Genomic DNA, 19,842 nt, shown 5'->3' with positions numbered 1-19,842 from the left:
TATAATAAAGAGTGCAAGGAGTGATAAATATGCGAATGGTTGATTTAATTCAAAAAACAAGGGATGGGATAGAATTAACAGATGAAGAGATTCATTTTATTATTGATGGATATGTTCATGAAAAAATTCCTGACTATCAAATGAGTGCATGGATGATGGCTATTTGTTTTCAAGGATTAACAAAAAGAGAAACAGCAACATTAACTAAAGAAATGATGCATAGTGGAGATGTGATTGATTTAAGTGCCATAGAAGGTATAAAGGTTGATAAACACAGTACTGGTGGTGTAGGTGATAAGACATCATTAGTTTTAGGTCCTATTGTTGCTGCTTGTGGCGTTCCTGTTGCGAAAATGAGTGGGCGTGGCTTAGGACATACTGGTGGAACACTAGATAAACTGGAATCAATTCCTGGTTTGAATATTATGATGAGTGAAGAAGATTTTGTCAAACAAGTGAATGATTGTCATTTAGCAATCATTGGGCAAAGTGCTCATTTAGATCCAGCAGATAAGAAAATGTATGCTTTGAGAGATGTCACAGCAACTGTTTCTTGTATTCCATTAATTGCTTCATCAATTATGTCAAAAAAACTTGCAGCAGGTAGTGATGCGATATTATTAGATGTCAAATATGGTGATGGAGCTTTTATGAAAACGATTGAAGATGCAAAAACATTAGCACGCACAATGATTGAAATAGGTGATTCATTAGGTAAAGATACCCGTGCAACCATTTCTAATATGTCGCAACCATTAGGTCATGCTATTGGGAATAGTTTAGAAGTGAGAGAAGCAATCGATACATTAAATGGACATGGTCCAAAAGATCTATTAGAACTCTGTTTACAGGCTGGAACTCATATGCTTATTCAAGCCCAAAAGACAGATTCTCAAATAACTGCAAGAAAGATGCTAGAAGATGTGATTGTCAGTAAGGAAGCATTACGTACACTCTGTGCAATGGTTAAGGCACAAGGTGGCGATGATGCCTATATCCGACATCCTGAAATGTTTCCTAAACCAAAAGAAGTCATTGCTGTTCGTAGTTTAAAAGAAGGCTATGTTCAAGATTTAGAAGCAATGACATTAGGACTTGTTAGTATGAAATTAGGTGGCGGACGTCAAACAACAGATGATGAAATTGATTATAGTGTCGGATTAATACTGCACAAAAAAATAGGAGATTATGTTAAAAAAGATGATGTCTTAGTTTCTGTTTATACCAATACAGGATTATCAAAAGAACTCAAAGATGATATTTATAGTGCATATCATTTTACAGATGAATTTGTAGCAAAACCAGTATTAATTGATGAAGTCTTATCATAAAAGTTATAATGACTCAATGATGTCAACTTAAGAAGTATCTAGAACTTAAGTTGACTTTTCTTATTTTAAAATATCATAACTGAATATTTTACTTCAAAAAAGCACAAAATACTCTATTGAAAATATGATACAACATATATCTTAACTACAGGAATACAATCATGAATCCATCACTATAGTTTCTTACATCTAATGTAAATTGATAGCTTAATATACTTTTTATGAACTCCCTCCATCGAACGTTGTTGCTGTCTATTATATACAAAAAATTGCTTATTGCATATAAAATTGCTGTGTTGTATAATAAAGTTGTAAAAATAAAAAAGTTTGAAATAAAAAAAGAAAAATCGAAATTTTTTGCGTATATATATAGTGAGGGATAAAATTTTAGAAAGGAATATATACGTATGAAGAAAAGTGTTAAGAAAAAGGCTTCTCTATTTTGCTCAGATTACTTCTTTCATTATCTCATGCATCATAGTCATGAGTTTAGAAGAAGGCTTTGTATGTATCTAACTGGTGATGAAATTAATTCAACAGAAGTCACATATAATGATGTATATGGTTCAAACAAAGATAGTCGTAAGATGATTTTAGATATTGTTGTGAAAGATGATCAGGATAGGTATTATAACTTTGAAATGCAAAATGGCTGTATCAATGAAGGAACTCTCGTTAGATTTCAGCTCTATGCAATGAGTCTGGTCTCAAGACAAATGATAGAATTAAATAATTACAAAGAGGTTAAGAAGGTCAGACAACTTATTGTTTATACAGGACCACTGATTAAGAACTTTGAACATGATTATCATATAGCACAGCTATATGATAAGGACTATCAGGTGCTGATGGAAAGAGGTTTATTAGAATTCCATATATTGCAAATACAAAGATTGGAGGAAATGAAAATGGATGTAAGATATCGAGATATACAGGAGGTGTTCTGGATGTTTTCCGATGAAATGAATCATAAGAAAAAGGCAAAGACAGAATTAGGAAAGGATATAAAAGCATTATATGATAGATATTTGCATTCAGAAGACTTTATGATCTATTGCCATATAGAACGAGAGAGAAGGGTCATTGAGCAAGGAATGAGAAATTCAAAAGAAGAAGGCGAGAAAATTGGATTTGACAAGGGGAAAATAGAAGAAATCAAGAAAATCATTTATGCAAAGTATGGAATACATGAGTTAGAATGGTTAAATGATTGTACAGAAGCACAATTGGATAGAATACATATGATTATTTTTGAAAATATAAGTTATGAGGAATTTAAAGAAAAAATTATTGAGTAAAGAATTTTTGATGATATGGGATAAAGAGGTTTTAATTTATTGAGTCCAATAGTGTCAACTTTTCACTATTGACTTTATCCCTTTCATTATAGTCTTTTCATCACTCAATAACGTAACTCCTGAGCTATTTTCAATATCTTGTACGGTATAAGAAACAAAAAGCATCTACTTAACATATTTAACAAGTTGACACCATTGAGTTATTGTCTTTTAGACAATGACTTTTTATTTTCATTTTCTGTCGTTTTTCTTTTCATGAATATAGATATTATGTATAATGGAGCAAGGTGGTGGAATATATGGGAAAATTTTTATTTTATGATATTGATGGTACTTTAATGGGAAAATCAAAAAAGATAACTGAAAAAACAAAATGGGCAATAGAAGAAGCCCAAAGAAATGGTCATAGAGCATTTCTTTGTACAGGAAGAGCACCAACATCTATATCAGATGATTTAAAAGAAATCGCTTTTGATGGTATTGTATGTAGTGCAGGTGGTTTTGTTATTGTTAATGATGAATTTATCTTTGAAAACTTTATGAATCAGTATATATTATCTGAAGTCATGACATTATTTATTAATAATCATATTCTCTTTACTTTAGAATCTAAAAAGGCTTTGTATCAAACACCAGGTGTTAATGAATTTTTTATGCAAAGACAACAATTAGACTTTAAGAACAATTTAGAATTAGCAAGATTTTTTGAAATCAGAAGAGCAAATGAAAATCGAAGACCAATTAAAGACTTTGACATTCTTAAAACAGGAATTACAAAAGTATGTTTTATAGCACCTCATAAAAATGATTTTCAATTGTGTGTTCCATTTTTAGAAGAATTCTTTAATATTGTTATTTTTTCAAAAGAAGAAGATGAATTTGTTAATGGTGAAATTATTTTAAAACATTGTACAAAGGCTGATGGTATTATTAAAGTCGTCAATCATTTCCATGGTCAAATGAAAGATACAGTTGGATTTGGTGATAGTATGAATGATTATCAGATGTTAGAAGAAGTGAATATTGGTGTTGTTTATGAAAATGCACCACAACATCTTAAAGATTTAGGACAATATTATTTTACTGATCCAGATCAAGATGGAATTTATAAAGTTATGAAGGAAATGAAATTGATTAACGATTGAGAATATTTTTTCAATCGTTTTTCTATTTTATAAATATAAATGAAAAAGCTTTTTCAAAATATAATAAGTGACTTTTCCAAGTTATCTTTCATGCTATGATAACGTTATGAAAGGGGAAATAAAAAATGAGAATTTTACTTGTATGTAATGCTGGAATGTCAACCAGTATGCTTGTTTCACGTATGCAAAAGGCGGCTGAACAAAGAGGAATGAACATAGAGATTATGGCAGTTCCAATAATGCAGGCTGAAACCATTTTAAAAGAGTGGGATATTGTAATGTTAGGACCACAGGTTCGTCATCAACTTCAATATCTTCAAAATAAAGCAGAAGGACAAGTTCCTGTTTGTATTATTGAAATGCGTGATTATGGTATGATGAACGGTGATAAGGTTTTAGATGCAGCACTAAAGGTCATTGGATAGCCCAATGACCTAATCAATATAGTTGATAAAACGATATTCAAGATTTTTTTCATAATCTCTATTAAAATAACATGCATATAAGCAATCCAATAAATATTGTAGAGAAATTCTTGAAGAAAAAGAAGCAATCTTTTCTTCTGAATCTTCATATGAACAAAAGTAGAGATGATGATTAACATAACGTGATAATTGATTTTCATGCGTAGAGGAAATTAAGACTAATGTTGCTTCGGTACTTTTTAAAGTTTTAACAACATCTAAAAGCCAGGGGGTCCTATTGGCATACGAAATGATAATCACTACATCACCTTTTTGACAAGCAGAAGCAGCCCAATGCTGATAATAGGATTGAGGATAAAGTTCAACACGAACACCAATTTCAATCATGTTTTGCTGAAAACATTCAGCCATAAAGTAATTACCTATGGTTGGAAATAACAAGATATGTTGTGCATTATAAAGCACTTGGACAACTTTTAGAAATTCATTTAAATCAACTAAGTTAAATGTAGAAGTTAATGTTTGTTCATAAAGAGACAACATCTGTTTCATAATTTGATGGTGAGTAGCATCCTTTTTGAATGGATAATTATAATCAGTATCTTTCTTTTCACGAAGATAAGCTTCATGCTGGTTAGAAATAAGCATTTTCAATTGTGCTAATCCTGAAAGTTCTAATTTTTCAATAACACGATAAATTGTTGAAATAGAAACATAACTTGATTTAGCAAGTTGTTTCACATTGAGATTCATAATTTGTTGGGGATGCTGTATGATGAAATCAACAAATGTTTGTTCTGTTTCAGTAAAATCAGTTATTTGTTTCATTTTTGTATATATATTCATATTTTCACGTCCTTGTATATTTATTATAACAATATCTTTGACTTTCTGATATAGAAAAAAATATCTTATTGAGAAAAATATCTAAATAAGCATAAGAAAGATATATAATAAAAACATAGATAAGGGAGGAAATTTATGAATTACCATTTAATAGCATGTGATTTAGATGAAACACTTTTAAATAGTCATCATCAGGTCTGTCAAAGAAACAAAGAACTTATACAAAAAGCAAAAGCTATGGGAGTAAAGTTTGTACCAGCAACAGGAAGATTGTATCATTCAGTACAAACCACTTTAAAAGAGCTAGGGCTGTATGATGAAGCCTATGAATATGTATTATCAGCAAATGGAGCTGTCTTAACTGAAAATAAAAATAATCGTATCTTACAATTTAAAGGATTATCTTTTGAAAAAACAAAAGAAATTTTTGAATTTGGTAAAACCAAAGATGTTTGCATTGCCATTTATACATTACAGAATATCTATGTATATCATTTGAATGAAAATGAAAAAGAACGTATGACAAATCAGGGCATACAATATCAATTGATAGATGATCAAACATTTGAAGATGTTAAGAATGATGATATTGTAAAAGTATTATTTGAAACATTAGATATGACTTATTTACAGTCTTTAGAACTCCAAATGGAAGATATTATTAGAGATGAAGTTGCTTTAAGTTATTCATCAGGACGTTATATGGAATTAAACTTGTTAGGAGTAGATAAAGGACAGGGTTTAAGAGATTTAGCAGAATTATTAAACATTCCCATTGAACAAACAATTGCAGTAGGGGATAATTATAATGATCAGGCAATGTTAGAAGCCGCTGGGTTATCTGTTGCAGCAGCAAATGCTGTAGATGATATCAAAGCTCTTTGTGATTATACAACTGTTGCTAATTGTAACGAAGGTGTTGTTGCTGAATTAATAGAGAAATATATTTTAATAAATGAATAGTTATCTTTAAAGAAATAAAGAAGGATTTGTGGTATGATATAAGAAATGGAAGGTAAAGATGAAATACAAAGGAGGAAAGAGTATGGATATTGTATTATCAAGAATTTTAAAGTATTTAAATGGTTGTTTAGATAATGATCATATGTATAAAGTTGGACTCTTTATTGTTCATCATTATGTGGAAATGGAAGATTATTCTTTAGATAAGATTCTTAAAGAGGGACAATTTAGTGAAGCAGAAGTTTTAGATTTCTGTCGTCACTTAGGTTTTTCAACATATGAAGAATTTCAAGATGAACTTATAGCTGACTATATGTTACGTGTTTCTCAAATTCGTGCTCGTATGCTTGGTATTTCATCTGAACAGCTTTTAGAACAATTAGATGTTTCATATTCTAAGGATGAGCTTGTGAAAGAATTGGAATCAATTTGTGAATTAATTTTTAAGAACAAACGTGTAATATTAATTGGGGCTCTTTATCCAATGAGTATTGCGGTTGAATTCCAAACTGATTTTATTACTTTTGGTAAAGAAGTCGTTCAGTATCATCATTTTATAGATGATTTTAAGTTTAAGAAAGATGATGTTGTCATATTTGTGAGTGCGACTGGTAGAACATTGAATGATTATCTAAAGGAAAGTGCTAATCAAAATATTTCAGATGCACAGATAGTCTTAATGACCCAAAATATCAAATATAAAAAGAAAAATGATTTAGGAGCTAATTATGTGATTCAAGTACCTGGACGTTTTGATGGAATACAGTTTAATTATCAGATAATGATGATGTTTGATATCTTAAGAATTCACTATTATCAAAAATATTATATTTAGGACTTTAATGATTTCATTAAAGTCTTTTTTCTTGTATAATAGAAATAGAGGTGAAACAGATATGAATATTACATTAATTGCACATGATCAAAAAAAAGCAGAAATGATTGAGTTTGTAGAAGAACATGAAGATATTTTAAAGAAACATCAATTATTCGGTACTGGAACGACAGGATTAAGAATTATGGAAAAGACAGGATTAGAAATTCATCGTTTTTTATCAGGACCTTATGGTGGTGATCAGCAAATAGGAGCATATGTTGCTGAAGGAAAGATAGATCTTGTGATTTTCTTTAGAGATCCTTTAACGGCTCAACCACATGAACCAGATGTGAGTGCTTTAATGAGACTATGTGATGTTCATCATGTTCCACTTGCATCGAATAAATCAGCAGGAGATTTAATGATAGGAGGGTTACTAAAATGATATGTCCTTATTGTCATCAGGAAATGATTATAGGGTATATTCAAAGTGAAAAGGACTTGTCTTGGACACCAGAGGAGCAACCTGCAAATTTATTTGTCAATAGATTTAAAACATATCAAGTACCACTTGATAAAAGACATTTTTTCAAGATGGCTATAGTGAAAGTTTACAGATGCCAAAAATGTCAGATAGAAATGATTATTGAAAAAGATTTAAAATTATGAGGAGGAAATCAATATGGAATATGAAATTATAGGAACACCATTACCAGCGGTTGTTTGTTATTTAAAGAAAGGTGAAGTGATGCTAAGTGATAGTGGGGCTATGGCTTGGATGGATCCGTGTATGGAAATGGGAACGACAAGTAATGGTGGTATTGGAAAAGCATTTGGAAGAATGTTTTCAGGCGAAACAATGTTCTTGAATACTTATACTGCTAATGCTGATGGAAAAATAGCTTTTTCATCTTCTTTTCCTGGAGAAATTAGAAAATATGATATTGAACCAGGTAAGGAAATTGTTGTTCAAAAATCATCTTATTTAGCAGGTGAACCAACTGTTGATAGAAGTATTTTCTTTAATAAAAAAGCAATGACTGGAATCTTTGGTGGTGAAGGTTTTATTATGAATAAGCTTTCTGGAAAAGGAACAGTCTTTGTAGAAATTGATGGAGCTACAGTCGAATATGATTTAGCGCCTGGACAACAAATTATCGTTGATACAGGGTATGTGGCAGTTATGGATGCAACATGTACAATGGCCACACAATCAGTACCTGGCTTAAAAAATAAGATGTTTGGTGGCGAAGGATTCTTTAATACAGTGATTACTGGACCTGGGCATGTGGTTTTACAAACAATGCCAATCTCAGCTATTGCAAGTAGTTTAGCTCAGTTCTTCCCATCTGGAAAATAAGTCATACACATGTATGACTTTTTCTCACGAAAAGAGGTGTTTAAATGATTATTAATGCAAGTGCAAGAACAGATATTCCAGCTTATTATAGTGAATGGTTCTTTCGTCGTCTAGAGGAAGGTTATGTTTATGTGAGAAATCCATATTATCCAACACAAGTTACTCATTATTTACTCAACCCGCAAGTCGTTGATAGTATTATCTTCTGTACAAAAAATCCACATCCTATGTTACCAAGAATTAATGAATTAAAACCATATCATCCTTATTTCTTTGTCACAATAACACCTTATGAAAAAGAAATAGAACCCAATGTTCCACCCTATTCATTAGTCATAAAAGATATTCAGAAACTTTCTCAACAGTTAGGATCTAAAAGTGTGAGTTTTCGTTATGATCCCATCTTTTTGAATCAATATTATACCATAGAAAAACATATGCAAATCTTTGCAGAAATCACAAAACAATTAGCAGGATATACACATGAATGTGTGATCAGTTTTATAGATTTGTATGCCAAAACGAAAAAGAATTTTCCTGGTATTCAAGAAGTTACAATTGTTCAACAACAACAAATTGCAGAGGCTTTTTCAAAAATTGCATATGAATATGACATTCACATCAAAACATGTGCTGAAAATGTTGATTTGAGTCATTATGGAATAGGACATGAAGGCTGTATTACAAGACAGATTTTAAAAGATGTAACAGGTTATTCTTTGAAAGAATTAAAATTGCAGCCATTAAGAGCTGCTTGTCATTGTTATCCAAGTCGGGATATTGGAGAATACAATACATGCATGCATGGATGTTTATACTGTTATGCGAATGAAGATAAAAAACTTGTTTTACAGAATTATCAGCGACATGATCCTGCCTCTCCATTATTGATTGGTCATCTTCATGCTGATGATGTTATTAAACAGGCCAAACAGGAAAGCTATATAGAAAGGCAGTTGTCATTAGATTTATGAAAAAATATTGTGAAATTCAATCGTTACAAGAGACAATAGAGGTTAACAAGGACAATGGAACTCATGTTTATTATCATATATTTCCTGAATATGAGATTCATATAAATGAAATAGCTCCACACGCAGTACAAGAATGGCATTATCATTCTCTAATTGAAGAAGTGATATTGGTTAATACTGGTCAATTAATATGTTATGAAGAGTGTTCTCATCAACAAATTAAGCATATTTTAAATCCTGGTGATGTCATATGTGTTCATCGCTCAATACATACTTTTGCTAATGAAAGTAATGAAAAAACTCAATTTACAGTTTTCCGTCTTGTATTACAAGGAAAAGATTATCGAGATATAATGAAGAATGATAAAACAGTTATTATTCATCATTTTGATAAGATGGAGGAATAAAATAGTATATTTTTTAAGGTTCTTCTGTAAGTATTGATTTATAAAATATTTTAATATGTAAAAAGTTATTCAATGATATATGCAACAAAATATGAGAAAATTCTAGCTTATTAAACTTAATACTTTATTATATAGATTATATTTGCGTATATACGCAAAAAATTCATAAAGTTATTGAATTGTTATTTTAATAAATTAAGAATTCATGGTACGTTTAAAAAGATTGTTGTTGTAAGTGATGAGCTTATTCCTTTCCATGATGAACAAGGTATACTTTATATTGGAGTTGAACAATTCTTGTTAAATGAAACATCAATAGATTTATAACAAAGACGAATTTTCGTCTTTTTCTTTTTATAAAAGATTATTGTGAGGGATAAAATAAGACATTTATCATATAATATTTTGAGGTGTTTCCATGATTAAAAAAATATTCATATGTTTATGTGTTACATTATTGTCCATCTCTTTGCCCTCTGTACATGCCGAAGAATTAAAATTAGCACCTAATGCAGCTTCTTCAATACTGATGGAAGCATCAACAAAACAAGTGCTTAATTCTTCACATGAAAATGAGAAATTGTTTCCTGCATCTACAACGAAGATTATGACGATGATATTGTTATTTGAAACCATTAATAAAGGAACTTTAAAATGGGATGATGTTTTGACTTGCAGTGCTTATGCAGCGAGTATGGGTGGTAGCCAGGTCTATCTTGAAGAGGGAGAAAAGATGAATGTTTCTGATCTTTTTAAAGCCATTAGTATTGCTTCAGGAAATGATGCCTGTGTTATGGTTGGTGAAAGAATTGCTGGTTCTAATGATGGATTTGTGAAAATGATGAATGAAAAAGCTAAAGAATTGAACTTGGTGAGTACGCATTTTATGAATGCAACAGGACTTCATGATGATAATCATTATACTTGTGCATTAGATTTAGCATTAATGGCTGCTTATTTAATTGAAATTGGTGGTGAGCGTTTGTTTCAAACAACATCTTTATATGATAGTTATATTCGTGAAAATTCGGCACAGAAATTCTGGTTAGTGAACACGAATAAATTACTTAAATCATATGAAGGAGCAGATGGATTAAAAACGGGATATACAAAAGAGGCTGGATATTGTATTGTTTCAACTGCAAAAAGAAATGGTTTAAGATTAATTGCTGTTGTGATGAAAGAAAGTGATCCTAAAGTCAGAAATCAGGAAGTTTCACAATTATTAGATTATGGTTTCTCATTATATGAGAATATCACTTTATTCAAAAAAGATGATGTTATTGAAAAAGTAAAGATAGAAAATGCGAAAGAGAAGAATGTTGAAGTCATATGTCAGGAAGATGTTGTTTATGTTAAAGATAAATCATCACAAGATGAAGTCACATATGAAATCAATTATACGGATTTAGTACCACCTATAAAAAAGGGCGAAACCATTGGTCATCTTCTTTTAATGCGTAATGATGTCAATATTGCATCTTTTGATGTGACGACATTAAAAGATGTTGAAGCTTTAACATTACCTGAAAAAATGTACAATTATTTGAAAGCATTTATATAAAACTGACATCATAAATATGTCAGTTTTTTTGCAGAATTTTTCTAGTTTTGTTGAATAAGTTCTAGTTTTAGCGAATCGATTTTCATTCATTTTGAATTGGTATATGATACCTAAGAAGGAGGAAAGTACAATGGAAAATAGTATGAATATTGAAGTTATAAATCATTTGATTATTGTTCATTTTCAAGGTGAAATTGATTGTGTTATGGCACCTATTTATCGTCAGCAATTAAGTGATTTATTGGAAGAAACAAAAGAAGATGTTGTCTTTGATTTTCAGAAAACTTCTTTTATAGATAGTTCTGGTATTGGTTTGGTATTAGGGCGTTATAATCAATTGAAGTTTGAACATAGAACACTTATTTTAACAGGATTAAATCAAGTGGCTTATCGTTTGTTTGAGTTAACTGGGTTATTTCAGATTATGCCTTATTATGAATCAATAGAGAATCTTAAGGAGGGAAGTCTATGAATAGTATGGAAATCAGTTTTAGCGCAACATTAGATAATGAAAATTTTGCAAGAACTGCAGTTGGTGCTTTTTTAACACCACTAAATCCAACAATAGATGAAATTATTGAATTTAAAACAATTGTTTCTGAAGGTGTCAGTAATGCAATTATTCATGGATATAATCATAATCCTGAGTGTCATGTTGTCATGAAAATGACTATAGAAGAGCGTTGTGTTCAATTGATTATTCAAGATTATGGTAAAGGAATTGAAAATCTAGAACAGGTGAAAACACCTTTTTATACAACTGCAAAAGACTTAGAACATGCAGGGATGGGCATCACAATCATAGAAACACTGGCTGATTCTTTAGAAATAGAAAGTGTTGTCAATATAGGAACAAAACTAATCATCACAAAAAGACTAAAAGATAATGGCTAGTTCTAAAACTTTAGATCTTTTAGAAAAAGTGCGTTCAGGGGATGAACTTGCTAAAGAAGAGGTCGTTAAAGATAATCTTGGATTAGTATGGTCAATAGTCCATCGATTCAAGAATAGTTATTATGATAAAGAAGATTTATTTCAGATAGGCTGTATTGGACTCATGAAAGCCATTAATCATTTTGATCCTTCATATAATGTTCAATTTTCAACATATGCAGTTCCTATTATCATGGGAGAAATTAAAAGATATTTTCGTGATGATGGAACAATTAAAGTTTCACGTTCTTTAAAGGAACTCAATATTAAGGTGACAAAAGCCAAAGAATTATTACAAAGTCAAAATAATGAAGAACCAACAGTAGAAGAAGTTGCAAAATACTTAGATGTTGATGTACAGGATGTTGTAGAAGCCATCGATTCATCTTATTATCCAACATCATTAAATGAACCTATTTATGAAAAAGATGGATCGACCATCAGTGTAGAAGATCGTTTAATTGATAAAAGTGATCATATGTGGTTTGAAAAAATTGCATTAGAAATGGAAATGGAAAAACTGGATGATAAGGAAAAGATGATTATCTATATGCGTTATCAGCTTGATTATAATCAAGAAACGATTGCGAAACGTTTAGGTATATCGCAAGTTCAAGTATCACGTCTAGAAAAGAAAATTGTCACAAAATTAAGAACACGCTTAAAAGATGGAGAATAATGTGCTATAATGACATAGGGTGTTGAAAATGGAAAAACAAGATGTGAAGAAATCTTTACTAGAATATATAAAGGTTATTATTATTACAGTGGTTTTGACTTTAGGGGTCTTATATTTTATACAGATATCAAGAGTCATTGGGTCATCAATGGAACCAACTTATCATAATGGAAATATTATACTTGTTGATAAGTTCTTTTATAAACGAGGAGAACCTTCATATAATGATATTGTTGTTGTGAAATATCATGTGAGTGCTGGAGAAGATCAAATTATTAAAAGAGTTATTGGATTGCCGGGTGATCATATTGAAATGAAAGATAATCTGCTTTATCGTAATGGTGAGTTATTAGAAGAGGATTATATTAATGAACCAATGACTGGAAATGAAGATTTTGTTTATGATGTTCCTCAAGGAAAAATCTTTATTATGGGGGATAATCGCAATAACAGTGTTGATTCAAGGATGATTGGATATATTGATTTTGATGATCAGGTTGTTGGTCGTGTGTTTTTTAAGGTCTTTTGATAAGACCTTTTTTTCATGGAGGAAAATATGAAGAAGAAATTAAGATATGATCGTGTAGTGATTGTTAGTATCATATGTGTTATTTTGGTAGGCATTTTTGTTTATTTAATGTGTCATAGAAAACAAGTGTATATTTATAGTGGTGATATTGAAACTTATATTGGTACGTATCGTCAGGATGATAAGGTTTATACTTTTGATTTGAAAGCTTTTATAGAAAATGATGTTTATTATATTTCTTTAAATGATATGTATAATATGATGATAATATTAGATAAGGAAACGAAGGTTTATATTGATCAAAATAAGCATGTTTTAACTTATCAGTTAAGTGATATCAATTATTATTTTGATTATGGCCAAGACGAGATTGTATACAATAATGATTGTATTGACTTAAAAAATAAAAATACACATATTTATATTTATCATAAAAATGTGTATATTCCTGTATATTATATAGAAAAATTACTTCTAAATAATGAAAAAAAGATAAAAATTGAAAATAAAAACGCTATCATTGAATAAATTTTGTTTTTTTAGTAGTCAAGGACATATTTTTTTGATAGAATGTATGATAATCAAAAGAGATATACTTGGTATATCTAAAGAAAGGGTGGAAATATGGCGTATAAATTTAATATGACAAGAGGGAATGCAATACTTAATTTCTCAGAAGAGTTTTGTCAAAGTCGTTGTCAACTGATTGAAAGTGAATCTTTTGCAAAGGTTTTAGAAAAATATATAAAAAATATTAAAAGAAAAGATACAAGAATTTATGTATATTTACATGGTATTCAAGAAGATGATGTTGATTTATTAGATAATTTAAGAGGTATCTTTAAATTATTATTAGTTATGTCTGTTGATGAAGTGTGTTCAATTCGTCCACAAGCAAAAGCTTACTTTAAAGATAGAGATATGTTTATTGCTTTGGTAGAAGATATTTATTTATATTGGAGACGTCTTCAAAGATATGCAGTTGTTTTTAATGAAACAAAACGTGCAGGATATCAGAATGTTCAATTTGCTGATGCTCAAAATGAATTTGAAGAATTAGTTTTAGAGGTTTATCGTACTATTGAAGGTGCACTTGGTAAGAAAGATAAAGTTATGCGTCAAATTACAGCTGGTGTTAATGCTGGTTTAACTGTGACACATATGAGACCATTTTTACCATATGAATATCGTAATTTAGATGAAATTCCTTTTATTGAATCAGTAGTTATTCATCCGCCATTTATTGCTTATTCTAAACGTAATAAAAGAGATGGTGTCTTCCCAGAAATGAAAACAAACCCAATTGAAGATAAAAAGTTTGATTCAGATTCTTGGTTCTGTTATCCTGCTAAAGTTGGAGATTTATTATGTTTTGTTTACTTTAACGTAAAATTCATGGCACAGGGAGTCACTCTATGTAACTTATTTGATTTAGCAGATGAATCTGAATATAGAAATAGAAAGCCAGATTTAGTTTATGTATATGGATATGAAGATGGTAAAGATAATCAAGCATTTTATCAGGATGAAGCAAATGATATGTTAGTTGCTTTATTGTCAGCAAATGATGATTTTGATTATTTTGGATATATGAAGAAAATGATTTTAACATTACACAATGTTCAAAAGATTAATCATAGAGAATTACCAATTCACGGAGCTATGGTGCAAATGACACTTCATAATGGTGATACAAAGAATATTGTTGTTATGGGGGATAGTGGAGCTGGTAAGAGTGAAACAATTGAACAGATTAAAGTTATTGGAGCAGCTTATGTAACTGATTTAAAGACTATCTATGATGATATGGGTGTCTTATCACTAGGTGATAAAGGAAAAGTCAAGACATCTGGTACTGAAATTGGCGCATTTGTGCGTTTGGATGACTTAGATGCTGGATATAGTTTTAAAGAATTAGATAGATCTGTATTTATGAATCCTGATAAAGTGAATGCGCGTATTGTTATTCCTATTACAGATTATAAAGATGTTGTTGCAAAACATGATATTGATATGTTCTTATATGCAAATAATTATGATGATGCTGGAGAATCTTTAAGTTTCTTTGAAACACCAGAAGAGGCATTGGATGTCTTTAGAGCAGGTGCTCGTATGGCTAAAGGTACGACAACTGAAATGGGTATAGTAGAAAGTTATTTTGCGAATCCATTTGGTCCTGTTCAAAGAAGAGAACAAACAGAACCAATCTTACAAGATTACTTCAAGAGAATGTTTAAACAAGGTGTGAAAGTTGGACAACTACGTACAAGACTTGGTATTAAAGGTAATGAACATAAAGGTCCAAAAGAAGCAGCAGAAGCTATCTTAAAATATGTAACAGGTGAAACTGAATTAAAAGAGTTACCTGCTGAAGAGTAAATCTTTGAGTAATGTCATTAAGTTAAGATGATGATATTTTAACCATAAGGCAATATCTACATGATATTTCTTATGGTTTTTATTTTGCTGAAATTAAAAAAAGTGTAAGTAACAAACCTACGTTTAAAATGGTTTGTATTTTACGAATAAGTATTGATTTTAGAAAGTATCATGTTATTATAAAAATAAAAGAGGTTATATCTTTAAAGGAAACTGCTCATATAAAAGTCATTCCAAAATCTCGTTCAATAACTTTTAAAGAAGTGTTGGACAGTATTAGCGTTTGGGTTTCCTGCAAGTATGGTGACAGTATATCAATACGAAGAGGTCGTAACAATAAACAAATAGGAGTTGATGATTATGGATACACAGAAAATAAAAAGACTATCATTGATCTGCTTTGGTGGATTATTGGTTTTAGCTGTAGTATTCGTTATTGTTGATAGGATATATTATCCTGATATACAACCATTGTTTGAAGTGAAGAGAAAAGCATCAAAATTAGATGGATTAGAAGATTATAGTTTATTAGTAAGCAAAGAGACTAAGAAATTTATAGGAATTGGAATATTTTATCCTCCAAATCATCTTAAATCATTTATTTCACAAACTGAAAATCATTCCTTATTTGATAAGCAAGATAATATCTATAAAGATATATATACGACAGTTGATGACTTTTTGGTTCATATAGAGGTTATTGAGAATAGAAGACTTTATTTTCAAAAAGTCTATGATGCCAAAATGAGTGTATTTTGTAATGGCTATTGGATACAAGAATCATATTCTTTAGAAGATAATGATAGTAGTATTGATTTTAAAGAAGAAGATGAGGTTATTCTGGGCATTCAAAATCAAATAAAAAGAATAATTCGGTTTTATTTAGAAAATGAAAAAGAAATTAAGCAAATATTTACTGATGCACTCTCTATTCAGTAAATGTTTGCTTTCTGTTTATCTGGATCCATAATGTTCATGTTTTTTTGTTATGCTTGATTTGTAGAGTTATGATAATGATAGGGGTATTAACTATTATAGTTATATTATGTTCTTTCAATGATATTTCCATTTCATCAAGAAAGAATTCATTTCTATTAAGATGAGTGTGTAGGTATACTTTTCGTATTCTTTATGCAAAAAGCATAAGAAATTGAATACTGACAATAATCATCATAAAAATAAATTCTTTTAGATAATGATATTTGTAAAAGAGATATAAGCTGTAGAAAAAGAGGGGCAGACTTATATAACATGTAGGATATACAATTCCTACCCACCAAGGAAAACTGCCAAAACCTATAGAAATATTTACACATTGAACGATAATGAAAATAATCATGAATAAAAATAATGAGTAGAATATAAAACGATGTTTTTTCATTGTTTATTTCCTATGATTTCTATAAGATAAAATAAGTGTCAGTAACAGGCCAGTTACACCTATGAGAAGACAAAATCCAGCAGGAGTCATCACAATCGCAGAACCTGTGAAATCTTCAGTGCTATTTGGTAAAAGAAATGACAAGAAGATGATTATAATAAATAATATTATGAAAATATAAGGCAGATACGATTTCTTTTGGATAGGCTTGTTTTGTAAGAATTCATCATATGTCATATGAAAGTACTGACATATTTTCTCTAACATTTCCAAATCAGGTGAAGACAATGATGATTCCCATCTTGATATTGTTTGCCTAGAAACATTTAAAATACGAGCTAATTCTTCCTGAGATAAATTTTTCTCTTTTCTTAAGGTCTGTAACCTTTCACCAAATTTCATAGAAATCTCCTTTCATATTTATTATTCATGATTTCATTCTGTTTGTCTATATCATTATTGTAATATGGATGTGACAATTTTTTGACAAAAAGAAAAAAGTTCACAAAAATGAACTTTTTAATAAATACCTTGAGAAATCATTGCTGCTACAACTTTTTCAAAGCCAGCAATATTTGCTCCCTTAATTAAGTCATAACCTAAACCATATTTTTCTGCAGCAGCAACTGATGCTTCATGAATACTAATCATAATTTGATGCAATTTTTCATCAACTTCTGTTGCTGTCCAACTATAACGCATTGAGTTTTGTGCCATTTCTAAAGCTGATACTGCAACACCACCAGCATTAGCCGCTTTTGCAGGTCCTAAAGTTCCTCCATTTTCTAAGAAATAAGCAATAGCTTCAGGAGTTGTAGGCATATTGGCACCTTCAATAATATATTTCACACCATTTTCAACCAATTGTTTGGCTTCTGCTTCACCAATTTCATTTTGTGTTGCACATGGGAATGCCATATCAACTTTCAATCCCCAAGGTTTTTCACCGGGATGGAATTCACAACCAAATTTATCTGCATAATCTTTCAATTTCACATCATTACGACTTCTAATTTGAACTAAGAAATCAATCTTTTCATCAGTAATAATTCCTTCAGGATCATAAATATATCCATCTCTACCAGAAATAGAAACAACTTTTGCTCCATATTCTCTTGCTTTTAAACAAACACCCCAAGCAACATTCCCATATCCAGAACAAGCAATTGTCTTTCCTTCATAAGAATCATTAAAATGTTTTAAAACTTCTTTACCATAATAAACAGCACCAAAACCAGTAGCTTCTGGTCTAATTAATGATCCACCATAAGGCAATGGTTTACCAGTTAAGACACCATTTTCAAAGGCACCTCTAATTCTTTTATACTGTCCATACATATATCCAATTTCTCTAGCACCTGTACCAATATCCCCAGCAGGTACATCCACATCAGGACCAATATGACGATATAATTCAGTCATAAATGATTGACAGAAACGCATAATTTCAGTATCTGATTTTCCTTGTGGGTCAAAATCCGAACCACCTTTACCACCACCAATTGGTAAAGTTGTTAATGAATTCTTAAAAATCTGCTCAAATCCTAAAAACTTAATAATTCCTAAATTAACTGATGGATGTAATCTTAACCCACCTTTATAAGGTCCAATAGCACTCGAAAATTGTACACGATATCCTCTATTTACATGTACCTTTCCCTGATCATCTTGCCATGGAACTTTAAACATTAAAGTTCTTTCTGGCTCAACCAATCTTTCTAGAATAGCCATATTTTCGTATTCTGGATGAGCATCTATAACAGGTTCTAAGCTTTCCAAAACCTCTTCAACAGCTTGAATAAACTCTGGTTGATCAGCATTTTTTGTTTTCACATCTTCTAATACTCTTTCAACATATTTCATAGTTTGAATCCTCCTTGGTCCTATTATATAGATAAAAATTCTACAATTCAATAAAAAATTTTTATTTTTTAGAAAAAAAGTAAAAAATATAAACTTTTAAGTTGTATAATTCACATGGAAAGCTTTTGTCAAATAATCGAAAATATGCTAGACTAAAGAGAGGTGATGAAAAGAATGGGTAAAAGATTTAAAGAATATAGAATGTTTTTACTTTGTTTAATATTATTGATGTTATTTACAGGATTTGGAGTTTATAGTTTACTTCAAGATGAAGCTCTAAGAGCTTTAGGATTAGCGATTTTAGCACTTATTACATTATTTTTATTATTAGGAAGATATAAAATGATTTTATTTGATGATATGATGATGATCTATGAATGGAAAGTTGCCGCTATGTTACCAACAATGATTGAATATAGGAATATTCAATCTATTGAAAAAAAGTCAAAGCATCATTTAGTGATTCATCATCAGCATAATAGTCATATTTATGTATTTAATAGTGATTTGTTTTTAGAAGCATATCATCAATTGAAAAAGAAATGAATCTTATGATGATGACTTTGCTGGATTATCTCAATAATCCAGATATTTCTTCTGTCGATTTTGTGATCGCTCAATATATTATTCATCATGCTGATGAATTTAATAATATCACGATTACACAAATGGCTGATTTATTGGGAGTTTCTATTTCTCAAATCAGTCGTTTTGTGCATCATATTGGATTGTCTTCTTTTCAGGAATGTAAAGATGTTATTCAGTGTCGTGGTAAGCCACCTCGGCATTCTTTCATTCAAAAAAATAATGATTATCATCATGTTTATCTAAAGTATGTTCAAGAAGAAATCGAATTCTTTTTTAATCATTTTGATGTGTCTACACTTTCAGGACTGATTAATGATTTCAAAACATACCAAAAGATTGGATTATTTGGTATGTTTAATT

Annotated in this window: 24 protein-coding genes; 21 read left to right on the top strand and 3 right to left on the bottom strand. The window is 30.1% G+C overall.

Features of this window, described 5'->3' with window-relative positions:
• Positions 1–29 precede the first annotated feature (29 nt).
• The 4 genes from BN350_RS09070 to BN350_RS09055 all read left to right on the top strand — a co-directional run bounded on the left by BN350_RS09070 (position 30) and on the right by BN350_RS09055 (position 4,199).
• Entirely contained in the window at positions 30–1,331 is a 1,302-nt protein-coding gene (locus BN350_RS09070; protein WP_028043315.1) for a pyrimidine-nucleoside phosphorylase, read from the top strand.
• Positions 1,332–1,738: 407 nt separating this feature from the next.
• Positions 1,739–2,629: a PD-(D/E)XK nuclease family transposase gene (locus tag BN350_RS09065; RefSeq protein ID WP_081652887.1), complete on the top strand. Its 891-nt coding sequence runs from the start codon at positions 1,739–1,741 to the stop codon at positions 2,627–2,629.
• Positions 2,630–2,928: 299 nt separating this feature from the next.
• Positions 2,929–3,774 carry a Cof-type HAD-IIB family hydrolase gene (locus BN350_RS09060; RefSeq protein WP_028043313.1) on the top strand — a complete coding sequence of 282 codons (846 nt, stop codon included), beginning with the start codon at positions 2,929–2,931 and terminating at the stop codon, positions 3,772–3,774.
• A 125-nt stretch (positions 3,775–3,899) separates the two neighbouring features.
• A complete protein-coding gene (locus BN350_RS09055; protein ID WP_028043312.1) occupies positions 3,900–4,199 on the top strand; it encodes a PTS sugar transporter subunit IIB in 300 nt (99 codons plus the stop codon).
• Positions 4,200–4,208: 9 nt separating this feature from the next.
• Here BN350_RS09055 and BN350_RS09050 read toward each other — a convergent pair whose 3' ends face one another.
• The gene (locus BN350_RS09050) at positions 4,209–5,045 is read right to left on the bottom strand and encodes a MurR/RpiR family transcriptional regulator (protein WP_028043311.1); all 837 of its coding nucleotides are present in this window, start codon (positions 5,043–5,045) and stop codon (positions 4,209–4,211) included.
• A gap of 135 nt (positions 5,046–5,180) precedes the next feature.
• Between BN350_RS09050 and BN350_RS09045 the strand changes: the two genes are divergently transcribed.
• From BN350_RS09045 to BN350_RS08975, 15 genes are all read left to right on the top strand, one after another.
• Positions 5,181–6,008, top strand: a complete 828-nt coding sequence (locus tag BN350_RS09045) for a Cof-type HAD-IIB family hydrolase (protein WP_028043310.1) — start codon at positions 5,181–5,183, stop codon at positions 6,006–6,008.
• An 82-nt stretch (positions 6,009–6,090) separates the two neighbouring features.
• Positions 6,091–6,843 carry a MurR/RpiR family transcriptional regulator gene (locus BN350_RS09040; protein WP_028043309.1) on the top strand — a complete coding sequence of 251 codons (753 nt, stop codon included), beginning with the start codon at positions 6,091–6,093 and terminating at the stop codon, positions 6,841–6,843.
• A gap of 61 nt (positions 6,844–6,904) precedes the next feature.
• Positions 6,905–7,270 carry a methylglyoxal synthase gene (locus BN350_RS09035; protein WP_028043308.1) on the top strand — a complete coding sequence of 122 codons (366 nt, stop codon included), beginning with the start codon at positions 6,905–6,907 and terminating at the stop codon, positions 7,268–7,270.
• A complete protein-coding gene (locus BN350_RS09030) occupies positions 7,267–7,494 on the top strand; it encodes a PF20097 family protein (protein ID WP_028043307.1) in 228 nt (75 codons plus the stop codon). The genes BN350_RS09035 and BN350_RS09030 overlap by 4 nt, the downstream gene beginning before the upstream one ends.
• Positions 7,495–7,507: 13 nt before the next feature.
• Entirely contained in the window at positions 7,508–8,185 is a 678-nt protein-coding gene (locus BN350_RS09025; protein WP_028043306.1) for a TIGR00266 family protein, read from the top strand.
• A 44-nt stretch (positions 8,186–8,229) separates the two neighbouring features.
• Positions 8,230–9,159 (top strand): DUF1848 domain-containing protein, encoded by a 930-nt coding sequence (locus BN350_RS09020; protein WP_028043305.1) that lies wholly within the window; start codon positions 8,230–8,232, stop codon positions 9,157–9,159.
• Positions 9,156–9,566: a cupin domain-containing protein gene (locus BN350_RS09015; protein ID WP_028043304.1), complete on the top strand. Its 411-nt coding sequence runs from the start codon at positions 9,156–9,158 to the stop codon at positions 9,564–9,566. Before BN350_RS09020 ends, BN350_RS09015 begins: the two co-directional genes overlap by 4 nt.
• Positions 9,567–9,984: 418 nt before the next feature.
• Positions 9,985–11,130 carry a D-alanyl-D-alanine carboxypeptidase family protein gene (locus BN350_RS09010; RefSeq protein ID WP_028043303.1) on the top strand — a complete coding sequence of 382 codons (1,146 nt, stop codon included), beginning with the start codon at positions 9,985–9,987 and terminating at the stop codon, positions 11,128–11,130.
• Between the two features lie 130 nt (positions 11,131–11,260).
• A complete protein-coding gene (locus tag BN350_RS09005) occupies positions 11,261–11,602 on the top strand; it encodes an STAS domain-containing protein (RefSeq protein WP_028043302.1) in 342 nt (113 codons plus the stop codon).
• The gene (gene spoIIAB / locus BN350_RS09000; protein WP_028043301.1) at positions 11,599–12,024 is read left to right on the top strand and encodes an anti-sigma F factor; all 426 of its coding nucleotides are present in this window, start codon (positions 11,599–11,601) and stop codon (positions 12,022–12,024) included. Before BN350_RS09005 ends, spoIIAB begins: the two co-directional genes overlap by 4 nt.
• The gene (locus tag BN350_RS08995; RefSeq protein ID WP_028043300.1) at positions 12,017–12,742 is read left to right on the top strand and encodes a SigB/SigF/SigG family RNA polymerase sigma factor; all 726 of its coding nucleotides are present in this window, start codon (positions 12,017–12,019) and stop codon (positions 12,740–12,742) included. The genes spoIIAB and BN350_RS08995 overlap by 8 nt, the downstream gene beginning before the upstream one ends.
• 28 nt (positions 12,743–12,770) lie before the next feature.
• Positions 12,771–13,271 carry a signal peptidase I gene (lepB, locus tag BN350_RS08990; RefSeq protein WP_028043299.1) on the top strand — a complete coding sequence of 167 codons (501 nt, stop codon included), beginning with the start codon at positions 12,771–12,773 and terminating at the stop codon, positions 13,269–13,271.
• A 27-nt stretch (positions 13,272–13,298) separates the two neighbouring features.
• Positions 13,299–13,799, top strand: a complete 501-nt coding sequence (locus BN350_RS08985; RefSeq protein ID WP_044600225.1) for a hypothetical protein — start codon at positions 13,299–13,301, stop codon at positions 13,797–13,799.
• 96 nt (positions 13,800–13,895) lie between these two features.
• Positions 13,896–15,650, top strand: a complete 1,755-nt coding sequence (locus BN350_RS08980) for a hypothetical protein (protein WP_028043297.1) — start codon at positions 13,896–13,898, stop codon at positions 15,648–15,650.
• Between the two features lie 360 nt (positions 15,651–16,010).
• Positions 16,011–16,589 carry a hypothetical protein gene (locus BN350_RS08975; protein ID WP_028043296.1) on the top strand — a complete coding sequence of 193 codons (579 nt, stop codon included), beginning with the start codon at positions 16,011–16,013 and terminating at the stop codon, positions 16,587–16,589.
• A gap of 445 nt (positions 16,590–17,034) precedes the next feature.
• Here BN350_RS08975 and BN350_RS18880 read toward each other — a convergent pair whose 3' ends face one another.
• Together BN350_RS18880 and gdhA are read right to left on the bottom strand one after the other, a co-directional pair.
• A complete protein-coding gene (locus tag BN350_RS18880; protein WP_049945541.1) occupies positions 17,035–17,433 on the bottom strand; it encodes a helix-turn-helix domain-containing protein in 399 nt (132 codons plus the stop codon).
• A 117-nt stretch (positions 17,434–17,550) separates the two neighbouring features.
• The gene (gene gdhA, locus BN350_RS08965; RefSeq protein ID WP_028043295.1) at positions 17,551–18,894 is read right to left on the bottom strand and encodes an NADP-specific glutamate dehydrogenase; all 1,344 of its coding nucleotides are present in this window, start codon (positions 18,892–18,894) and stop codon (positions 17,551–17,553) included.
• Positions 18,895–19,068: 174 nt separating this feature from the next.
• Between gdhA and BN350_RS08960 the strand changes: the two genes are divergently transcribed.
• Together BN350_RS08960 and BN350_RS18875 are read left to right on the top strand one after the other, a co-directional pair.
• The gene (locus BN350_RS08960) at positions 19,069–19,440 is read left to right on the top strand and encodes a hypothetical protein (RefSeq protein ID WP_028043294.1); all 372 of its coding nucleotides are present in this window, start codon (positions 19,069–19,071) and stop codon (positions 19,438–19,440) included.
• Positions 19,441–19,445: 5 nt separating this feature from the next.
• Positions 19,446–19,842 (top strand): MurR/RpiR family transcriptional regulator (locus tag BN350_RS18875; RefSeq protein WP_044600224.1); only part of this gene is annotated, 397 nt, incomplete at its 3' end.

This window comes from Candidatus Stoquefichus massiliensis AP9 (genome assembly GCF_000455285.1).
Classification (GTDB): Bacteria; Bacillota_I; Bacilli_A; order Erysipelotrichales; family Coprobacillaceae; genus Stoquefichus; species Stoquefichus massiliensis.
Note: the sequence above shows the minus strand (reverse complement) of the source record. Positions and strands in the feature narration are given on the sequence as shown.